The following is a 19,232-nucleotide window of genomic DNA, read 5'->3' on the forward strand; positions in this document are numbered from 1 at the left end:
CGTACCGGTTCGATTCCGGTCCTCGGCATAATATAGATATGCGCCCATAGCTCAACTGGATAGAGTGTTTGACTACGGATCAAAAGGTTAGGGGTTCGACTCCTCTTGGGCGCGTAGTTTTTTTGTTTATCGGGAAGTAGCTCAGCTTGGTAGAGTACTTGGTTTGGGACCAAGGTGTCGCAGGTTCGAATCCTGTCTTCCCGATCAAAAAAGAAGGTGAAAACCTTCTTTTTTTTTATCCTTAATTAAAGAAAGGCGTTCTCCTTTATTTCATGCGTTAAATTCGATATAATTATGGTCAGGAATAGTCAATAGGAGGCGATATTATGAGCAGAAATACCTCTGATTTGATCGAGTCTTACTTGAAAGATATTTTGGAAAATAGCGAAATTATTGAAATTCGAAGAGCCGAGATGGCGCAGCTTTTTAATTGTGTACCTTCTCAAATAAATTATGTGATCAATACACGTTTTACTTTTCAACGGGGCTATTTGGTTGAAAGCAAGCGAGGTGGCGGCGGCTATATTCGAATAAGTAAAGTTAAGATTTCTGATCAGCACTACTTTTTGGAACAATTAATGGATTCTTTTGGAAGCGAAATTTCGGAAGCGAATGCGTTTGGGATTATTCAAAAATTATTTGAAGAAGAAATTATTACTGAAAATGAAGGCAACTTGATGTTAAGTGCAGTATCGAAGAATGTTCTTGGTATCAGTCAAATTGAAAATAGACTACGGGCGAGAATTCTGCATGGATTTTTGGAACGTTTAAGTTATGAGAAAAAGGAGTGAGGGATATGGATCAGCTGTATACAGAACGCGCAAAAGCTGTGTTGGCGATTGCACAACAGGAAGCAAAATATTTTAAACACCGCTCGGTTGGTTCGGAGCATTTATTACTAGCGTTAGTCATCGAACAACAAGGAATTGCGGGCAAGACATTACGTCAAATGAATTCGAGTGAGAATGACATTCGTGAAGAAATTGAGCATATGACAGGTTACGGCTCAGTTAAGTCATATCCTGAAGGAGGATATCTTCCTTATTCTCCGAGAGCGAAACAGATTTTGATTTTTGCGGATGATGAGGCGAAGCGTTTCAATGCAAAATTGGTAGGTACAGAACATATTCTATTAGGTCTATTACGTGATGATGAAATTTTGGCTTCTCACATCCTAGTTAATCTCGGTTTGAGTCTACCTAAGATGCGACAACTTTTATTGAAGAAGATGGGTGTCAATGAAGCTCAAAATACAAATCAAGGAGCTGGAACACGCAGGAAAGCCTCTGCTAAGCCTGCTCAAAGTAATTCCCAAGGCACACCTACTTTAGATGGTTTGGCGCGGGATTTAACAAAACTGGCGCGGGAAAAACGATTAGATCCAGTAGTGGGTAGAGACAGCGAAGTTCGTCGAGTGGTACAAATTTTGAGTCGTCGAACTAAGAACAATCCTGTATTAGTTGGAGAACCTGGTGTTGGTAAAACGGCGATTGTAGAAGGCTTGGCGCAGCGGATTATTTCTGGTGATGTTCCAGAGGATATGCGTGGAAAGCGTTTGATGATGCTAGACATGGGAGCCCTTGTGGCGGGGACAAAATACCGTGGAGAATTTGAAGATCGGTTGAAGAAAGTAATTGATGAAATTTACCATGATGGTCAGATTATCTTGTTTATTGATGAGTTGCATACATTGATTGGTGCGGGTGGTGCTGAAGGTGCGATTGACGCTTCTAATATTTTGAAGCCTGCATTGGCACGTGGTGAACTGCAAACGATTGGTGCGACGACATTGGATGAATATCAGAAATACATTGAAAAGGATTCTGCTTTAGAGCGGCGGTTTGCTCGCGTACAGGTAGAAGAACCAACACCTGAAGAAGCTGAAGAGATTTTGAAGGGATTACGTCCTCGTTATGAGGAGCATCACGGTGTAGAAATTACGGATGAAGCATTGCATGCTGCGGTTTCTTTATCGGTGAGATATATTAATTCACGTCAATTACCAGATAAAGCGATTGACTTAATGGATGAATCTTCTGCGAAAGTCCGCTTAGATTCAACGGATGAAGTTTCTGAACTTACTGAGTTAGAAGAAGAAGTTCAAGAGTTAGTGACTGAAAAAGAAAAGGCGATTCAAAACCAAGACTTCGAGTCGGCAGCACGTTTGCGTTTACGAGAAAAGCAGTTAGCGGAAGTTTTGGAACAAGCGAAAATTAAAGCAGCAAAACAAGAAAACGGCTATCTTGATCAAGTGACGGATGAAGATGTTGCCGCTGTGGTTTCTCAATGGACTGGAGTTCCTTTACAGCAGTTAGAGAAAAAAGAGAGCCAACGTTTGTTGGATTTAGAAAATGTCTTGCATAAAAGAGTGGTCGGGCAAGAGGATGCGGTCAAAGCCATTTCCCGAGCGATTCGTCGGGCCCGTAGCGGCTTGAAAGATCCGAATCGTCCAATTGGCTCATTCATGTTCCTAGGACCAACAGGGGTTGGGAAAACAGAGTTGGCGAAGGCGTTAGCCGAGGCGATGTTTGGTAGTGAAGAAGCTTTAATTCGTGTAGACATGTCTGAATATATGGAAAAATATAGTACGAGTCGTTTGATCGGTTCACCGCCAGGATATGTGGGTTATGAAGAAGGTGGACAGCTGACAGAAAAAATTCGTCAAAAACCTTATTCAGTTATTTTGTTAGATGAGGTTGAAAAGGCTCATCCAGATGTCTTCAATATTTTATTACAAGTTTTAGATGATGGTCATTTAACAGATTCGAAAGGTCGGAAGGTTGATTTCCGCAATACGATCTTGATCATGACTTCAAATATTGGTGCGACTGAAATCCGTGAGGAAAAAAATGTCGGTTTCAACGTGAAGGATATTACGAAAGATCATCAAGCGATGGAAAAACGAATTTTAGAAGAACTGAAAAAGGCTTTCCGTCCAGAGTTCTTAAATAGAATTGATGAAACCGTAGTCTTTAAAACCTTAGATCAAGAACAAATTCATGAGATTGTGAAGATTATGAGTCGTTCCATTTTGGATCGCATGAAAGAACATGAGATTCAAGTGAAGATTACACCAGCGGCTTATGATGTTATCGGAAAAGTAGGATTCGATCCTGAATACGGTGCACGGCCAATTCGCAGAGCTTTACAGAAAGAAATTGAAGATCGCTTGGCTGAGGCGTTATTGTCAGGACAAATTCAATTAGGTGATGCGGTAACGATTGGTGCAAGCAAGGGGAAAATCACCTTGACTGTAAAAAATCTTAAAGAAGAAAAAATTCCAGAAAAAGTTTAGTTAATCAGAGGAGGACACTTAGGTGTGTTCCTCTTTTTTTCTGTCGTCAGTTGGAAACTTTTGGAAGCTGTGATAGTATGAGAAAGTCTAAAAGGAGGACTTACCATGATTGAGTTAATTGCGACGGCAGAGTCAATGGCGCAAGCCGAAGAGTTACTTGCTGCTGGCGTGGATACATTATACATAGGGGAAGAGGCGTATGGGTTGCGATTGCCGTATTCTTTTTCTCGTGATGAACAAAAAGCGTTAATTGAGCAGGCGCATGCTCAGGGAAAAAAAGTAAACATCGCGGTAAATGGGATCATGCATCCTGACAAGATGAAACAGATTCCAGAATATTTAGCATTTTTAGCAGAGGTACAACCAGATCATGTTGTTGTAGGTGATACGGGTGTGATTTACTTATTGCAGGAGTATGATCTGCCTTATATTTATGATGCACAAACATTGGTGACCAATGCCAGACAAATCAATTTTTGGCAGAAAAAGGGTGCGGTCGGTGCGGTTTTGGCTCGGGAAGTGCCGTTTAAAGAAATGCAGCATTTGAGTCAGCATGTGGAGGTTCCGGTAGAAGTCTTGGTGTACGGTGCTACTTGCATCCATCAATCGAAACGACCATTATTGGATAACTACTTCAATTACACAAATCAGAAAGAAGAAGTTTCGAAAGAGCGTGGGTTGTTTATTTCAGAGCCGAAAAAAGCAGAGACGCATTATTCAATCTATGAGGATCAACATGGCACACATATTTTTGCTGACAATGATCTGAATTTAATTCAAGAATTGGCTGACTTGGCTCAAACAGGCTATCAAACTTGGAAGCTTGACGGATTATTTACCCCGGGATCAGATTTTGTCGCGATCGCGAAAATTTTTGCCGATGCAAAAACAGCAATTGAAGCAGGAACTTGGGATGAAGCCGCTATGAGCCACGCGCAGCAAGAAATCCAAAAATATCATCCTGTTGGTCGAGGAATGGATACTGGTTTTTACCATTTAGACCCAACAGCGATTAAATAGGAGTAAGAGCAACATGACAGAGAGAAAACTGAAACGGCCAGAGGTTTTAGCCCCAGCCGGGACATTGGAAAAATTAAAAACCGCGATTCATTATGGCGCGGATGCTGTTTATATTGGCGGGGATGCGTATGGATTGCGTTCTCGTGCGGGGAATTTTTCATTTGAAGAGATGGAAGAAGGCGTCGCTTTTGCTGATAAATACGGCGCAAAGGTTTATGTAGCTGCGAACATGGTGACGCATGAAGGAAATGAAGAAGGGGCAGGAGAGTTTTTCAAAAAATTAAGAGATATCGGTATTTCAGCAGTCATTGTTTCTGATCCGGCATTGATTGAAATTTGCGCAACAGAAGCGCCTGGGCTAGAAATTCATTTGTCTACTCAAGCGTCCGCAACCAATGCAGAGACGTTAAAATTTTGGCAAAATGAAGGCTTGGAACGAGTGGTCTTAGCTCGCGAAGTTTCAATGGAGGAATTAGCAGAAATTCGCCGAAATACAGATATTCAAATCGAAGCCTTTATTCATGGCGCGATGTGTATTTCCTATTCAGGACGTTGTACCTTGTCGAATCATATGTCGATGCGTGATGCTAATCGTGGCGGCTGCTCGCAATCTTGCCGTTGGAAATATGAACTATTCGATATGCCTTTTGCTCAAGAACATCGTTCATTGACGGAAAACGGAGATGTAACCGAAGAGTTTTCTATGAGTGCCGTAGATATGTCAATGATCGAACACATTCCTGATTTGATTGAAAACGGTGTTGACAGCTTGAAAATTGAAGGAAGAATGAAATCTATTCACTATGTTTCAACGGTTGCCAATGTGTATAAAGCAGCAGTGGATAGCTATATTTCTGATCCAGAAAATTATGTCTGCAAGCAAGAATGGATCGATGAGCTGTGGAAAGTGGCGCAACGAGAACTATCGACAGGATTTTATTATCATGTGCCAACAGAAAATGAACAGCTATTTGGACCAAGACGGAAGATCCCTGTCTATAAATTTATCGGTGAAGTGTTAAGCTATGACGAAGCCAGTGGAATCGCGACTGTTCGCCAACGAAATCATTTTAGAGTGGGCGATGAGATTGAGTTTTATGGTCCGAACTTCCATCATTTTGAACAAACAGTGACTGAAATGAAGAATGATGAAGGTGAACAGATTGATCGTGCGCCAAATCCAATGATGATCATCACGATGCCTGTAGCTCAACCGGTTAAACCTGGGGATATGATACGCAAGAAAAAAGACTGAGGCTTCCTCAGTCTTTTTCTTGCTTTAAATTTTTGTTCCAAAACAAAAAGCAATTATTTTCTGACAGAATGTATTAGAATGAACTTATTGAGTACTGCTACTCATCACTTACAGTATTTTATTCGAAGGATTAGACAAGAAATAACTTTCATTAGTAAGAATTAGGAGGCAGATGAATGAAGGAATATGATTACATAGTAGTCGGTGGCGGCAGCGGCGGGATTGCTTCTGCCAATCGTGCAGGTATGTACGGGGCAAAGGTTTTGTTGATTGAAGGAAATAAAATCGGCGGCACGTGTGTCAATGTTGGATGTGTACCGAAAAAAGTAATGTGGCAGGCTAGCAGCATGCTGGAAATGATCGAGCGGGACGCGCCTAGTTATGGTGTCCAAGCGGATGTCGAAAAGTTTGATTTTAAAGAATTAGTGGCACGTCGCGAAAAATACATCGACTTTTTACATGGTGCTTATTATCGTGGGCTTGACAGTAATCACGTTGAGCGGATCGAAGGCTATGCGACATTTAAATCCGATCATGTTATCACGGTTAATGGTGAAGACTATACGGCGCCGAATATTTTGATCGCAACAGGCGGCCGACCAAGCCAGATGAAGATTCCTGGCGGCGAATTAGCGATTGATTCCAATGGCTTCTTTGAATTGACGGAGCAGCCAAAAGAAGTAGTTGTCCTAGGTGCTGGCTATATTGCAGCTGAATTGAGCGGTGTATTGCAAGGAATGGGTACGCAGGTACATTGGGCCTTCCGTCACAGTCGTCCATTACGGACTTTTGACAAAATGTTGGCAGATAACTTAGTTGAGATTTATCGTGACAATAAAATGAAGCTTTACGATCATCATGTAGCAAAAGAAATCAAACAAAATGCAGATGGAACCTATACGGTTTATTTTGAGAACGGCAATACGTTAACAGGAGACAAAGTGCTGTTCGCCGGAGGACGTTTACCAAATACGAATAAGCTAGGCTTAGAAAATACCTCGGTGACTTTAAATGAAAAAGGCTTTGTGATTGTTGATAAATATCAAAATACAACCAGCGAAGGGGTTTATGCAGTTGGCGATGTCATCGGCAAAATTGATTTGACGCCAGTAGCTATTGCAGCTGGACGGCGTTTATCTGAACGGGTGTTTAATGGCAAATCAGAAGAATATTTAGATTATGAAAATGTTCCAACCGTGATCTTCACACATCCAACGATTGCAACGATTGGATTAACGGAAGAAGAAGCGCTTGAACGACATGGAAAAGATCAAATCAAAGTCTATCACTCACGCTTTACGCCAATGTACTTTGCCTTAAGTGATTATCGACAAAAATGTGATATGAAGCTGATCTGCCTCGGGGATGAAGAGAAGATTATCGGGTTGCATGCTATTGGTGTCGGTGTTGATGAAATGCTGCAGGGCTTTGCCGTGGCAATTAAAATGGGGGCAACGAAGAAAGATTTCGATGATACGGTTGCGATCCATCCGACAGGCAGCGAAGAATTTGTAACGATGCGCTAATGAAAAATGATGTGCCGATTGTGGCACATCATTTTTTGTATTTACTGAAAATAAGTCGCTTATTGGATGGAACTTAAACTGATTTCACCGGAGGAAAGGGTCATTGTTTCATTTCCTAGATCAACAACCAATTCTCCGACATCGGTAATAGCAATAGCCGTACCTACGTATAGCTGATCTTTCCGCTTGAAGGTAATTTTTTTGCCTAGCACGAAAGATTTTTTACGATAGGCATCCAGATAGGTCGTTGGATCGGCCAATAAAGCAAAGAAACGATTCCAAATAGTTATGATCAATTGGTTTCGTGTCGTTGTTGCGACTCCATCAGGGAACAGGGAGGTTGCTTTTTCTTGCAGCTCCTCAGGATAATTTTCTTGGGGAATCGAAAAGTTGATACCCATGCCAATGATAATATATTTTAATGAGTTGCTTTCGATATCGGTCATGGCTTCCGATAAGATACCAACGATTTTTTTGTGATTCAAATAAATGTCGTTGACCCATTTGATTTGACTATCAACGCCTAATAATTCATCTATCGCCTCAGCAACAGCCACAGCCATCAAGATAGTATATTGGGGCAATTCTTGCAGTTGTTCCTTTGGTTCCAGCAGCAGACTCATATAGATTCCTTGTTGTTTTGCAGCGAAAAAGGGCCGATTGAAACGTCCTCGCGGAGCTTCCTGCATGTCCGCCACAATCAATAAGGGCGATGATTTTCCCTCCATAACGGCCAATTGCGCATCCTTCATAGTTGAGACAGATGAATCTAATACTGTTACATCGACAGCATGTTGAATCTGATCTTGAATTTCCTGTGCATCTAAAATATCAGAAGGTTGATAGCGATAGCCGTTTGCTAAATGTTGGATCTGATAGCCCTTCTTTTCTAACTCTTTGATGGCCTTCCAGATAGCGGTACGGGATACACCTAACTCTTGAGCTAAAGCTTCGCCTGATAAAACTTCGTCGGCTGCTTTTAAGCGAGCCAGGAGCTTTTCTTTCGTGGTCAACCTGATCCCTCCTTTAGTTTTTATTCTGGGCTCAGTGTAACAAAAAAACAGACTACATAAAAGTAGCCTGTCAAGAAAGAAGGGAGAATCCAATTGTACTAACCTAATAATAATGCATCGTCTTTGAGCTCGACACCTGAATTTTGGTGGAAAAGCTCCATTAATTTTGGAACCGTTAAGTTTTGTTTCTCTTCTTGTTTTAAATCCAAAGCAATTTGCCCTTGATGGAGCATGATGAGACGATTGCCGTATTGAATCGCATCCTCCATATTGTGAGTGACCATGAAGGCGGTCAGCTCCTGCTCACGAATCAATCGCTCGGTCAACTCCATAACCGTTAAGGAGGTTTTTGGATCCAGTGCGGCCGTATGCTCATCGAGTAAGATAAGGTCAGGACGCTGCAATGTCGCCATTAATAATGTGATGGCTTGGCGTTGCCCGCCTGAAAGCAACCCGATTTCAGCATCTAAGCGGTTTTCCAAATTTAAATTCAGCATAGCCAGCTGTTCCTGGAAGAAACTGCGATCTTTGCTTTTTACACCTAAAGAGAAGCCGCGTTTGTGCCCGCGTTTCATTGCTAGCGCCAAGTTTTCCTCTACAGATAAACGAACGGCTGTCCCCATTTTAGGATCTTGGAAGACACGACTGATTCTTTTTGAGCGGCGTGTTACGGACTGTTTAGTGATTTCTTCTTCGTTTAAAAATAGTTGGCCTTCTTCAACTGGAAGGGTTCCAGCGACACTGTTTAGCAGCGTAGATTTTCCGGCACCATTTCCTCCGATGATCGTCACAAATTCGCCAGGGGCTAAACTTAAGTTGATGCCTCGCAGCACATGGTTCTCATTAACCGTCCCGCGTTCGAAATATTGATGAAGATTATTAATCCTTAAGACCGGCTGCATTTACGTTCGCCCCTTTCTTTTTTGTTTTGAAGGTAAATTTTGATCGAATTTGTGGCAAGGATAAACAGATAACCAATACGATCGCTGAAGCCAATTTAGAATCTGTCGGCTCTACGTTCATCTCGAATACTAGAGCTAAGATAAAGCGATAAATAATCGCCCCAGCCACAATCGTAATCAAACGAATAAGGATTGGTTTATTGTGAAGCAGAACTTCCGCAATAATAATCGAAGCTAATCCGATAACGATGGTCCCAACTCCTGAGTTCAAATCAGCAAATCCGTTGTTTTGTGCTAATAGGGCACCTGAAAGAGCGATGCTGCCATTGGAGATCATGTAGCCTAGCAGTTTCATATTTTCCGTTTTGATGCCGTTTGCCTCACTCATATCGGGATTATCTCCGGTTGCTCGAACAGCTAAACCGATTTCCGTTCGGAAAAAGAGTACTAACAGCAGGATAACCAACAGTACGATTAACAATCCTACTGCGATAACCGCATTGTTTTTGCTTAATCCCATTTCCTGGGCGGTGGTAAAAACGGTATTTTCTCCCAGCAAAGCGATGTTCGGTGCACCCATGACCCGCGAAGTCACGGAATACAAACCAGTCATCGTAATGATCCCAGCTAATAACGCTGGAATTTTGAATTTCGTATTCAAGATTCCAGTGACCAATCCAGCCAGCATTCCGCCGCCAAAAGCCAGCAAAGTCGCGATTGCGGGATGCATCCCATTCACAATCCCGATCGCAGCGATCCCGCCGCCTAAGGGAAAGCTTCCCTCGGCAGTAAGATCGGCGATGTCTAATATTCGAAAAGTCATGTAAACACCGATCGCCAATAGCGACCAGAGCATACCTTGTGACGTAGCTGATAATAACAAAGTGATAACATTCATGATTCTTCCTTCTTTCTTTGTGGAGCTGTTTTAACTTGTTTATTTAGGTTCTTTGATGCTGTCAGGATCAATTCCTAATGCTTCTGCCATGTCCTTATTAACAACTAATTTAAGCGTGTCCGCTGATTCAACAGGTGTATCTTCAGGTTTTGCATCGCCGTCTAAAATTTTGGCTGCCATTTTCCCTGTTTGTTTTCCAAGTGATTTGTAGTCGATACCGACAGTAGCTAAACCACCATCGTCGATTTGTTCAGTGGAGCCAGCGACCAATGGAATTTTCTTTTCTTTAACAACATCACCAATGACTGCCGCCGCGCTTGCGAAGGTATTGTCTGTTGGTACGTAGATACCATCTGTTTCGTTTGCCAATGATTCTGTTACTTGTTGAACATCGTTTGTCGTGTTGGCCGTTTTGATTTTTACCTCAACACCTGCTTTTTTCAATGCTTTTTCAGCTAAGTCTGCTTGGATTTTTGAGTTAGCTTCACCGGCGTTGTACATAATTCCGATGGATTTTGCATCGGGTACGATAGAAAGCAGCAGATCAATTTGCTTGTCGATAGGAACCATATCGGTTGTTCCAGTAACGTTACCGCCAGGTGCTTTGTCACTTTTCACTAATTTTGCTTCTTCTAAATCCGTTACCGCAGTTACGGTGATTGGAATTTCTGTTGTTGCATTTAATAAAGATTGGGCTGCCGGAGTGGCGATCCCTAGTAAAAGATCAGGTTCTTCCTTCACGAGCTTCTCACTCATACTTTTTAGATTGTCTTGATTGTTTTGTGCGTTTTGGTATTCAATTTTTAAATTGTCGTCTTCTTTGTAGCCGCCTTCTGCCAAGCCTTCTTTAAAGCCTTCATAGGCATTGTCTAAAGAAGCGTGTTGGACTAATTGCAAAACGCCCACATGTTTCACGTTGTCGTCACTAGCTGCGTCTTTATTGCCGCATGCACCCAACATCAATAAACTTACCAAACCAATTCCTGCTAATACTGTCTTTTTCATAATTTTCTCTCCTTTTGTCATAAAAAAATCACCCGCTTAGAATGGATGAAGGTCTAAGTGGGTGATACGAATACAAAAATAGTATGATTCTTCAGCCACTTAGATTTCTCTATGCGGCCGTTGGTACGTCGAAATGCTCTAGCCATCATAGATACAAAAAACACTCAAGTTGTTTGTATCCATCGTGATGAATACAAACCTATCTAAAATAGCTAAANGCGGTTATTCAGTTGTGTGGTTTTTGAGTTCAACATAGGAACAACCTCCAACTTGGGTTAAGATGTAAATTAGTATACGTTAAGAAAAATGAGATGTCAATAATAAAATGTCGAATATTCTGAATATTCAAAAATGTAAGTCTAATTAAAGCAATTGATGTTTACTGAAAGTTTTAAGAAAAGTTAGCGTAACAGGAATCAAAGCATTGAGACTATTGACTTTTATGTTATCGTCGTGTATTATATTAATTTGCTAAAACTATCTGAAATGATAAAAGGCAGGAACGAAATATTGTCCGTTCCGGCTTTTAAATAAGGAAACAAAAGTAGAAGCTCGCGAATATTTTCAAGAGAACGTTCTATTTTTGGTTTTTTTTTGCCTAAAAGCCGCAAAAAATGTCAGGTGTTACAGTAATTTAATTTTTGTAACATTAATGTAATTTATCTTCGGATCGGTTTTCAAACTTTTAAGAGGGGTGAAGAACTTGGCTGGACACGTAGTAAAATACGGGAAACACCGAGAACGTAGAAGCTTCGCACGAATCAGTGAAGTGTTGGAATTACCGAATTTGATCGAAATTCAAACAGATTCTTATCAATGGTTCTTAGATGAGGGCTTGCGAGAAATGTTTGAAGACATTTTGCCAATTGAAGACTTTAATGGAAACTTGTCACTTGAATTTGTTGACTATGAATTAAAAGAACCTAAATACACGGTAGCAGAGGCTCGTTCACACGATGCAAACTATTCTGCACCATTACATGTGGTCTTACGCTTAGTAAACCGCGAAACAGGCGAAATCAAATCCCAAGAAGTATTCTTTGGTGATTTCCCATTAATGACAGAACAAGGAACCTTTATTATCAATGGTGCGGAACGAGTAATCGTTTCCCAATTGGTTCGTTCTCCTGGTGTGTATTTCCATGGGAAAGTAGATAAAAACGGAAAAGAAGGCTTTGGCTCAACTGTTATCCCTAACCGTGGCGCATGGTTAGAAATGGAAACAGACGCAAAAGACATTTCTTACGTACGGATTGACCGTACTCGTAAAATTCCGTTGACTACGTTAGTTCGTGCCTTAGGTTTTGGTTCAGATGATACAATCTTCGAAATCTTTGGAGAAAGCGAATCATTACGTAACACAATTGAGAAAGACTTGCATAAAAACCCAAGCGATTCTCGTACCGAAGAAGGTTTGAAAGATGTATACGAACGTTTACGTCCAGGTGAACCAAAAACTGCTGACAGCTCTCGTAGCTTATTAACGGCTCGTTTCTTCGATCCAAAACGTTACGACTTAGCAAATGTTGGTCGTTACAAAGTAAATAAAAAATTAGACCTTAAAACACGTCTATTGAACTTGACCTTGGCTGAAACATTGGTTGATCCTGAAACAGGGGAAATCATCGTTGAAAAAGGAACAGTTTTAACGCATCAGGTAATGGAAGACTTAGGTCCGAAATTAGAAGGCGGCTTGAACTCAGTAACCTACTACCCATCTGAAGATGCGGTTGTAACAGATCCAATGACTGTTCAAGTCATCAAAGTCTTTTCACCAAAAGACCCAGAACGTGAAGTAACAGTGATCGGTAATGCCTATCCGGATTCTTCCGTACGTACAGTTCGTCCTGCTGACATCATCGCTTCAATGAGCTACTTCTTGAACTTGATGGAAGGCATCGGCAATGTCGATGACATCGACCACTTAGGAAACCGTCGTATCCGTTCAGTCGGTGAATTGTTACAAAACCAATTCCGAATCGGCTTAGCCCGTATGGAACGTGTTGTTCGCGAACGTATGTCAATTCAAGACCAAGAAACCTTGACGCCGCAACAATTGATCAACATTCGACCAGTTGTTGCCAGCATCAAAGAATTCTTCGGTTCTTCTCAGTTGTCACAGTTCATGGACCAAACCAACCCATTAGGGGAATTGACCCACAAACGTCGTCTATCTGCCTTAGGACCTGGTGGTTTGACTCGTGACCGCGCTGGTTATGAAGTCCGAGACGTTCACTATTCTCACTATGGTCGTATGTGTCCGATTGAAACCCCCGAAGGTCCCAACATCGGGTTGATCAACAGCTTGGCTTCCTATGCGAAAGTCAACAAGTTTGGTTTCATCGAAACACCGTACCGTCGTGTGGATCGCGCAACTGGTCAAGTAACGGATACCATCGATTACTTAACTGCGGATATCGAGGACCATTACGTAGTTGCTCAAGCAAACAGTAAATTGAACGATGACGGCACCTTCGCTGAAGAAGTCGTTATGGCTCGTGCAACTTCTGAAAACTTGGAAGTAACGATCGATAAAGTGGATTATATGGACGTGTCACCGAAGCAAGTAGTTGCAGTCGCTACCGCTTGTATCCCATTCTTGGAAAACGATGACTCCAACCGTGCCTTGATGGGTGCCAACATGCAGCGTCAAGCTGTGCCATTGATCCAACCTCGTTCTCCATGGGTTGGTACTGGTATGGAATACAAAGCAGCTCATGACTCAGGTGCCGCTTTATTATGTAAAAACGATGGTGTCGTTGAATTCGTTGATGCGCACGAAGTTCGTGTTCGTCGCGACAATGGCGCATTAGATAAATACGACATTACAAAATTCCGTCGTTCAAACTCAGGTACAAGTTACAACCAACGTCCACTCGTTGGATTAGGTGAAAAAGTTGAAGTCGGCGACATTTTAGCTGACGGACCTTCTATGGAAAACGGCGAATTGGCTTTAGGTCAAAACGTTGTCGTAGCCTTCATGACTTGGGAAGGATACAACTATGAAGATGCGATCATCATGAGCCGTCGTTTGGTGAAAGATGATGTGTATACCTCAATCCATATTGAAGAATATGAATCAGAAGCACGTGATACCAAATTAGGACCTGAAGAAATCACTCGCGAAATCCCTAACGTTGGGGAAGACGCATTGAAGAACTTGGACGAAATGGGAATTATCCGCATCGGTGCCGAAGTTCATGATGGTGATTTACTTGTAGGTAAAGTCACTCCTAAAGGGGTAACGGAATTATCTGCTGAAGAACGATTGTTACACGCGATCTTTGGTGAAAAAGCCCGTGAAGTACGTGATACTTCTCTACGTGTGCCTCATGGCGGCGGCGGGATCGTTCATGATGTGAAGATCTTTACTCGTGAAGCAGGCGATGAATTGTCTCCAGGTGTGAATATGTTAGTGCGCGTCTATATCGTGCAAAAACGTAAGATCCATGAAGGGGATAAAATGGCCGGCCGTCACGGAAACAAAGGGGTCGTTTCACGCATCATGCCAGAAGAAGATATGCCATTCTTACCAGACGGCACACCAGTTGATATCATGTTGAATCCACTAGGGGTACCTTCTCGTATGAATATCGGACAAGTACTGGAATTACACTTAGGGATGGCTGCTCGCCAACTAGGTATCCACGTTGCTACACCGGTCTTCGATGGGGCGCAGGATAGCGATGTTTGGGAAACCGTTCGTGAAGCTCGGATGGCGGCAGATGCCAAAACCGTTCTTTATGATGGACGTACCGGAGAACCATTTGATAACCGTATTTCCGTAGGGGTTATGTACATGATCAAATTGGCCCACATGGTCGATGATAAATTGCATGCTCGTTCAATCGGACCATACTCTCTTGTTACGCAACAACCATTGGGTGGTAAAGCTCAATTTGGTGGACAACGTTTCGGGGAAATGGAAGTTTGGGCACTGGAAGCTTACGGTGCTGCCTACACGTTACAAGAAATCTTGACTTACAAATCAGATGATGTGGTTGGTCGTGTGAAAACTTACGAAGCCATCGTCAAAGGTGAACCTATTCCAAAACCAGGTGTGCCTGAATCTTTCCGCGTATTGGTGAAAGAATTACAAGCCCTTGGTTTAGATATGCAAGTCTTAGATATCAATGACAAAGAAATCGAGTTGCGAGACATGGATGATGATGATGACGACTTGATCACAGTTGACGCATTGACGAAATATGCCGAACAGCAACAATCTGCAAAAGAAGTCGAAGCGCAAGCAGCTGCTGAAAAAGCCGAACAAAAATCTGATTTGATCCAAGAAATCGAAACTGCCGAAGACTTATAAGAGTCACACTTGTCTGAAGAGGTTGTGTCAGAAGTGTTCAGCTTCAGGAAATGAGAAGGAAGTTCAAAAAAATTGTTTCTCAAATTTGATGAACTTTCGGCTTGTTTCCGAAGAAGCTGCTTCTGGAACACCGTTTATGCATGTGTAAGTCAGCTATCCCCTAGCTGACTTACGATAAAATGAAATGGAGGGAAACCCTTTTGATCGATGTAAATAAATTCGAAAGTATGCAAATAGGTTTGGCTTCTCCTGAAAAAATCAGAAGCTGGTCATACGGTGAAGTAAAAAAACCGGAAACCATTAACTACCGTACATTGAAGCCTGAACGCGAAGGGTTATTCGATGAAAGAATTTTTGGGCCAACCAAAGACTGGGAATGTGCCTGTGGGAAATACAAACGGATCCGTTACAAAGGGATTGTCTGCGACCGTTGTGGTGTTGAAGTCACTCGTTCGAAAGTTCGCCGTGAACGTATGGGTCACATTGAATTAGCAGCTCCTGTTACACATATCTGGTATTTCAAAGGAATTCCTTCTCGGATGGGTCTTGTGCTAGACATGAGTCCACGTGCGTTGGAAGAAATCATCTATTTTGCATCGTATGTCGTAATCGATCCAGGTAATACTAGCCTAGAGAAGAAACAATTATTGACTGAACGTGAATACCGTGAAAAACGTGATCAATACGGTCAAGAATTCCATGCGGCAATGGGTGCCGAAGCTATCAAACAATTATTAGATCAAGTGGACTTAGATGGAGAATCAGCAGAATTAAAAGAAGAATTGAAAACGGCTCAAGGTCAAAAACGTACACGGGCAATCCGTCGTTTAGATGTTTTAGAAGCGTTCCGTTCTTCTGGCAATCAACCAGGCTGGATGGTTATGGATGTTATCCCTGTCATTCCGCCAGATCTACGTCCAATGGTTCAATTAGAAGGGGGTCGTTTTGCGACTTCTGACTTGAACGATCTATACCGTCGTGTAATCAACCGTAACAACCGTTTGAAACGTTTGTTAGATTTGAATGCACCAAACATCATTGTTCAAAATGAAAAACGGATGCTGCAAGAAGCAGTCGATGCCTTAATCGATAATGGTCGTCGTGGCCGTCCAGTTACTGGACCTGGTAACCGTCCATTGAAATCTTTGTCTCACATGTTGAAAGGGAAACAAGGTCGTTTCCGTCAAAACTTGCTGGGTAAACGTGTCGATTACTCTGCCCGTTCCGTTATCGTTGTTGGACCTTTCTTGAAGATGTATCAATGTGGTCTGCCAAAAGAAATGGCGATCGAATTGTTCAAACCTTTCGTAATGAAAGAATTGGTTCAACGTGAAATTGCTTCAAATATCAAAAATGCAAAACGTAAAATCGAACGTCAAGAAGACGTTGTATGGGATGTCTTGGAAGAAGTAATCAAGGAACATCCAGTATTACTTAACCGGGCACCTACGTTGCACAGACTAGGTATCCAAGCCTTCGAACCAATCTTAGTAGAAGGTCGCGCGATTCGTCTTCACCCATTAGTATGTGAAGCCTACAATGCCGATTTCGATGGAGACCAAATGGCTGTTCATTTACCACTAGGAGAAGAAGCGCAAGCGGAAGCTCGTATGTTGATGTTGGCCGCAACACACATCTTGAACCCTAAAGATGGTAAACCAGTTGTTACCCCATCTCAAGATATGGTCTTGGGGAACTACTACCTAACAATGGAAGAAGAAGGCCGCGAAGGTGAAGGAATGATCTTCCGTGACATGAATGAAGCTGTTTTAGCTTGGCGTAATGGCTACGTTCACTTGCATTCACGTGTGGCTGTTGATCCTAATACTTTAGGCGACAAACCATTCACTGAAGAACAAAAAGAACGTATGCTGATCACGACCGTTGGGAAAATTATTTTCAACGAGATCATGCCGCAAGAGTTCCCTTACTTGAACGAACCAACAGATTTCAACTTAACACAATACACCCCTGACAAATACTTTGTCGAAAAAGGTGCAGATATTCCAGCAGCGATTAAGGAACAAGAAATCATCTTGCCATTCAAGAAGAAAAATCTTGGAAACATCATCGCTGAAGTCTTCAAACGTTTCAAAGTCACGGATACATCAATGATGCTTGACCGTATGAAAGACTTAGGCTACAAACATTCAACACATGCTGGTATGACCGTTGGTATCGCAGATATCATGGCGCTGGCAGAAAAACAAGAAATCATCGACAACGCCCACAAACAAGTTGGCACGATCACGAAACAATTCCGTCGCGGGTTGATTACTGACGACGAACGTTATGAACGTGTTATCGCTGTTTGGAATGCGGCAAAAGATGAAATTCAACAACGACTAATGGAATCTTTAGATGCGAAGAACCCAATCTTCATGATGTCTGATTCTGGAGCCCGTGGTAACATCTCCAACTTTACTCAGCTTGCTGGTATGCGTGGACTGATGGCCGCTCCGAATGGACAAATCATGGAATTGCCGATCATCTCAAACTTCCGTGAAGGTCTATCTGTCTTGGAAATGTTTATCTCTACTCACGGGGCTCGTAAAGGGATGACCGATACCGCCTTGAAGACAGCCGATTCAGGTTACTTGACTCGTCGTTTGGTTGACGTTGCCCAAGATGTTATCGTACGTGAAGAAGATTGCGGTACTGACCGCGGGTTGGAAATCTCTGCGATTCGCGAAGGAAACGAAATTATCGAATCATTAGAAGAACGTCTAGTTGGACGTTATACACAAAAATCTGTTATGCATCCTGAAACAGGTGAAGTGTTACTACCTGCAGACGCATTGATTAGTGAAGCAGATGCGAAACGCATCATTGACGCTGGCGTTGAGAAATTAACGATCCGCTCAGTCTTCACATGTAATACGAAACATGGTGTATGTAAACATTGTTACGGACGCAACTTGGCAACTGGCGACGACGTTGAAGTCGGTGAAGCAGTTGGTACCATCGCCGCTCAATCAATCGGTGAACCTGGTACTCAGTTGACCATGCGTACATTCCATACCGGTGGGGTTGCCGGAGACGATATCACACAAGGTCTTCCTCGTGTCCAAGAAATCTTCGAAGCACGTAATCCTAAAGGGTTGGCTGTTATTACCGAGGTAACAGGTGAAGTTGTTGAGATCGCTGAAGATGCAGCAACTCGTACGAAGGAAGTTACCGTTAAGGGTGAAACAGATACTCGTACGTACACAGTTCCTTACACTGCTCGTATGAAAGTCGTTGAAGGGGACATGATTCACCGTGGGGCACAATTAACAGAAGGATCCATCGATCCAAAACACTTGCTGCAAGTTCGCGATGTTATCTCTGTTGAAACGTACCTGTTACGTGAAGTACAACGTGTTTACCGTATGCAAGGGGTAGAAATCGGCGATAAACATATTGAGGTAATGGTTCGTCAAATGTTGCGTAAAGTCCGCGTCATGGACCCAGGCGACACAGATATCTTGCCAGGTACTTTGCTTGATATTGCTGACTTTAAAGACCAAAACTACAATACTTTGGTTGCTGGTGGCACACCTGCGACATCTCGTCCTGTCTTGCTTGGTATCACCAAAGCATCATTGGAAACAAACAGCTTCTTATCTGCCGCATCATTCCAAGAAACGACTCGTGTCTTGACGGATGCTGCGATCCGCGGTAAGAAAGATCCATTACTTGGATTGAAGGAAAATGTTATCATCGGTAAGATTATCCCTGCCGGTACAGGTATGGCGACATACCGTAACATGGAACCAAAAGAAGTCGTTGTGGCAAGCGAAAATGTTTACAGTATCTCTGATATTGAAGCGCAAATGGCTGCTGAAGACGCTTTGAACAATCCATTAAGTTAAGCTACCTATAGAGGAAGGCCACAAGATTCAAAAGAATCTTGTGGTCTTTTTATTTTCGCGCTATTATAGGAAGGTATCTGGCGAAATGGTAGCGGTCACTTTGATCAGATATTAAATTTCGTTTAGAGCATAAAAGAAAGACTATT

At 42.4% G+C, this 19,232-nt stretch carries 11 protein-coding genes and 2 tRNA genes; 9 read left to right on the forward strand and 4 right to left on the reverse strand.

The genetic code is table 11. From position 1 onward, the window contains the following. Positions 1–40: 40 nt before the first annotated feature. The 7 genes from RV13_RS16435 to gor all read left to right on the forward strand — a co-directional run bounded on the left by RV13_RS16435 (position 41) and on the right by gor (position 7,096). Positions 41–114, forward strand: a tRNA-Arg gene (locus RV13_RS16435). 16 nt (positions 115–130) lie between these two features. Continuing rightward, a tRNA-Pro gene (locus tag RV13_RS16440) sits at positions 131–204 on the forward strand. 119 nt (positions 205–323) lie between these two features. Further along, complete coding sequence (locus RV13_RS16445) at positions 324–791, forward strand: CtsR family transcriptional regulator (RefSeq protein WP_269208789.1); 468 nt, start codon at positions 324–326, stop codon at positions 789–791. A 5-nt stretch (positions 792–796) separates the two neighbouring features. Next, positions 797–3,295 (forward strand): ATP-dependent Clp protease ATP-binding subunit, encoded by a 2,499-nt coding sequence (locus RV13_RS16450; protein ID WP_010744332.1) that lies wholly within the window; start codon positions 797–799, stop codon positions 3,293–3,295. 105 nt (positions 3,296–3,400) lie between these two features. Continuing rightward, complete coding sequence (locus tag RV13_RS16455) at positions 3,401–4,315, forward strand: peptidase U32 family protein (protein WP_010744333.1); 915 nt, start codon at positions 3,401–3,403, stop codon at positions 4,313–4,315. 13 nt (positions 4,316–4,328) lie between these two features. Beyond that, positions 4,329–5,570 carry a peptidase U32 family protein gene (locus RV13_RS16460; RefSeq protein ID WP_010744334.1) on the forward strand — a complete coding sequence of 414 codons (1,242 nt, stop codon included), beginning with the start codon at positions 4,329–4,331 and terminating at the stop codon, positions 5,568–5,570. A 176-nt stretch (positions 5,571–5,746) separates the two neighbouring features. Next, entirely contained in the window at positions 5,747–7,096 is a 1,350-nt protein-coding gene (gene gor / locus RV13_RS16465; protein WP_010744335.1) for a glutathione-disulfide reductase, read from the forward strand. A 59-nt stretch (positions 7,097–7,155) separates the two neighbouring features. Here the strand turns inward: gor and RV13_RS16470 are convergent, their stop codons facing one another. The 4 genes from RV13_RS16470 to RV13_RS16485 form a co-directional block, all read right to left on the reverse strand. Beyond that, on the reverse strand, positions 7,156–8,109 hold the full coding sequence (locus RV13_RS16470; protein ID WP_010744336.1) for a biotin--[acetyl-CoA-carboxylase] ligase: 954 nt from the start codon (positions 8,107–8,109) through the stop codon (positions 7,156–7,158). A gap of 98 nt (positions 8,110–8,207) precedes the next feature. Continuing rightward, positions 8,208–9,011: an ABC transporter ATP-binding protein gene (locus tag RV13_RS16475; protein ID WP_010744337.1), complete on the reverse strand. Its 804-nt coding sequence runs from the start codon at positions 9,009–9,011 to the stop codon at positions 8,208–8,210. Then, positions 8,989–9,909 (reverse strand): ABC transporter permease, encoded by a 921-nt coding sequence (locus RV13_RS16480; protein WP_010744338.1) that lies wholly within the window; start codon positions 9,907–9,909, stop codon positions 8,989–8,991. Before RV13_RS16480 ends, RV13_RS16475 begins: the two co-directional genes overlap by 23 nt. A 39-nt stretch (positions 9,910–9,948) precedes the next feature. Further along, the gene (locus RV13_RS16485; protein ID WP_010744339.1) at positions 9,949–10,914 is read right to left on the reverse strand and encodes an ABC transporter substrate-binding protein; all 966 of its coding nucleotides are present in this window, start codon (positions 10,912–10,914) and stop codon (positions 9,949–9,951) included. A 703-nt stretch (positions 10,915–11,617) separates the two neighbouring features. Here RV13_RS16485 and rpoB point away from each other — a divergent pair. Beyond that, positions 11,618–15,232 (forward strand): DNA-directed RNA polymerase subunit beta, encoded by a 3,615-nt coding sequence (gene rpoB / locus RV13_RS16490; protein ID WP_010744340.1) that lies wholly within the window; start codon positions 11,618–11,620, stop codon positions 15,230–15,232. A 200-nt stretch (positions 15,233–15,432) separates the two neighbouring features. Next, on the forward strand, positions 15,433–19,086 hold the full coding sequence (gene rpoC / locus RV13_RS16495; protein WP_010744341.1) for a DNA-directed RNA polymerase subunit beta': 3,654 nt from the start codon (positions 15,433–15,435) through the stop codon (positions 19,084–19,086). The last annotated feature ends 146 nt before the right edge of the window (positions 19,087–19,232 follow it).

The organism is Enterococcus raffinosus, assembly GCF_001886185.1.
In the GTDB taxonomy this organism is placed as follows: Bacteria; Bacillota; Bacilli; order Lactobacillales; family Enterococcaceae; genus Enterococcus_A; species Enterococcus_A raffinosus.

Coding starts and splice junctions, on each gene's coding strand:
- RV13_RS16450 (WP_010744332.1), top strand. CDS start 797: ATGGATCAGCTGTATACAGAACGCGCAAAAGCTGTGTTGGCGATTGCA.
- RV13_RS16455 (WP_010744333.1), top strand. CDS start 3,401: ATGATTGAGTTAATTGCGACGGCAGAGTCAATGGCGCAAGCCGAAGAG.
- RV13_RS16460 (WP_010744334.1), top strand. CDS start 4,329: ATGACAGAGAGAAAACTGAAACGGCCAGAGGTTTTAGCCCCAGCCGGG.
- gor (WP_010744335.1), top strand. CDS start 5,747: ATGAAGGAATATGATTACATAGTAGTCGGTGGCGGCAGCGGCGGGATT.
- RV13_RS16475 (WP_010744337.1), bottom strand. CDS start 9,011: ATGCAGCCGGTCTTAAGGATTAATAATCTTCATCAATATTTCGAACGC.
- RV13_RS16480 (WP_010744338.1), bottom strand. CDS start 9,909: ATGAATGTTATCACTTTGTTATTATCAGCTACGTCACAAGGTATGCTC.
- RV13_RS16485 (WP_010744339.1), bottom strand. CDS start 10,914: ATGAAAAAGACAGTATTAGCAGGAATTGGTTTGGTAAGTTTATTGATG.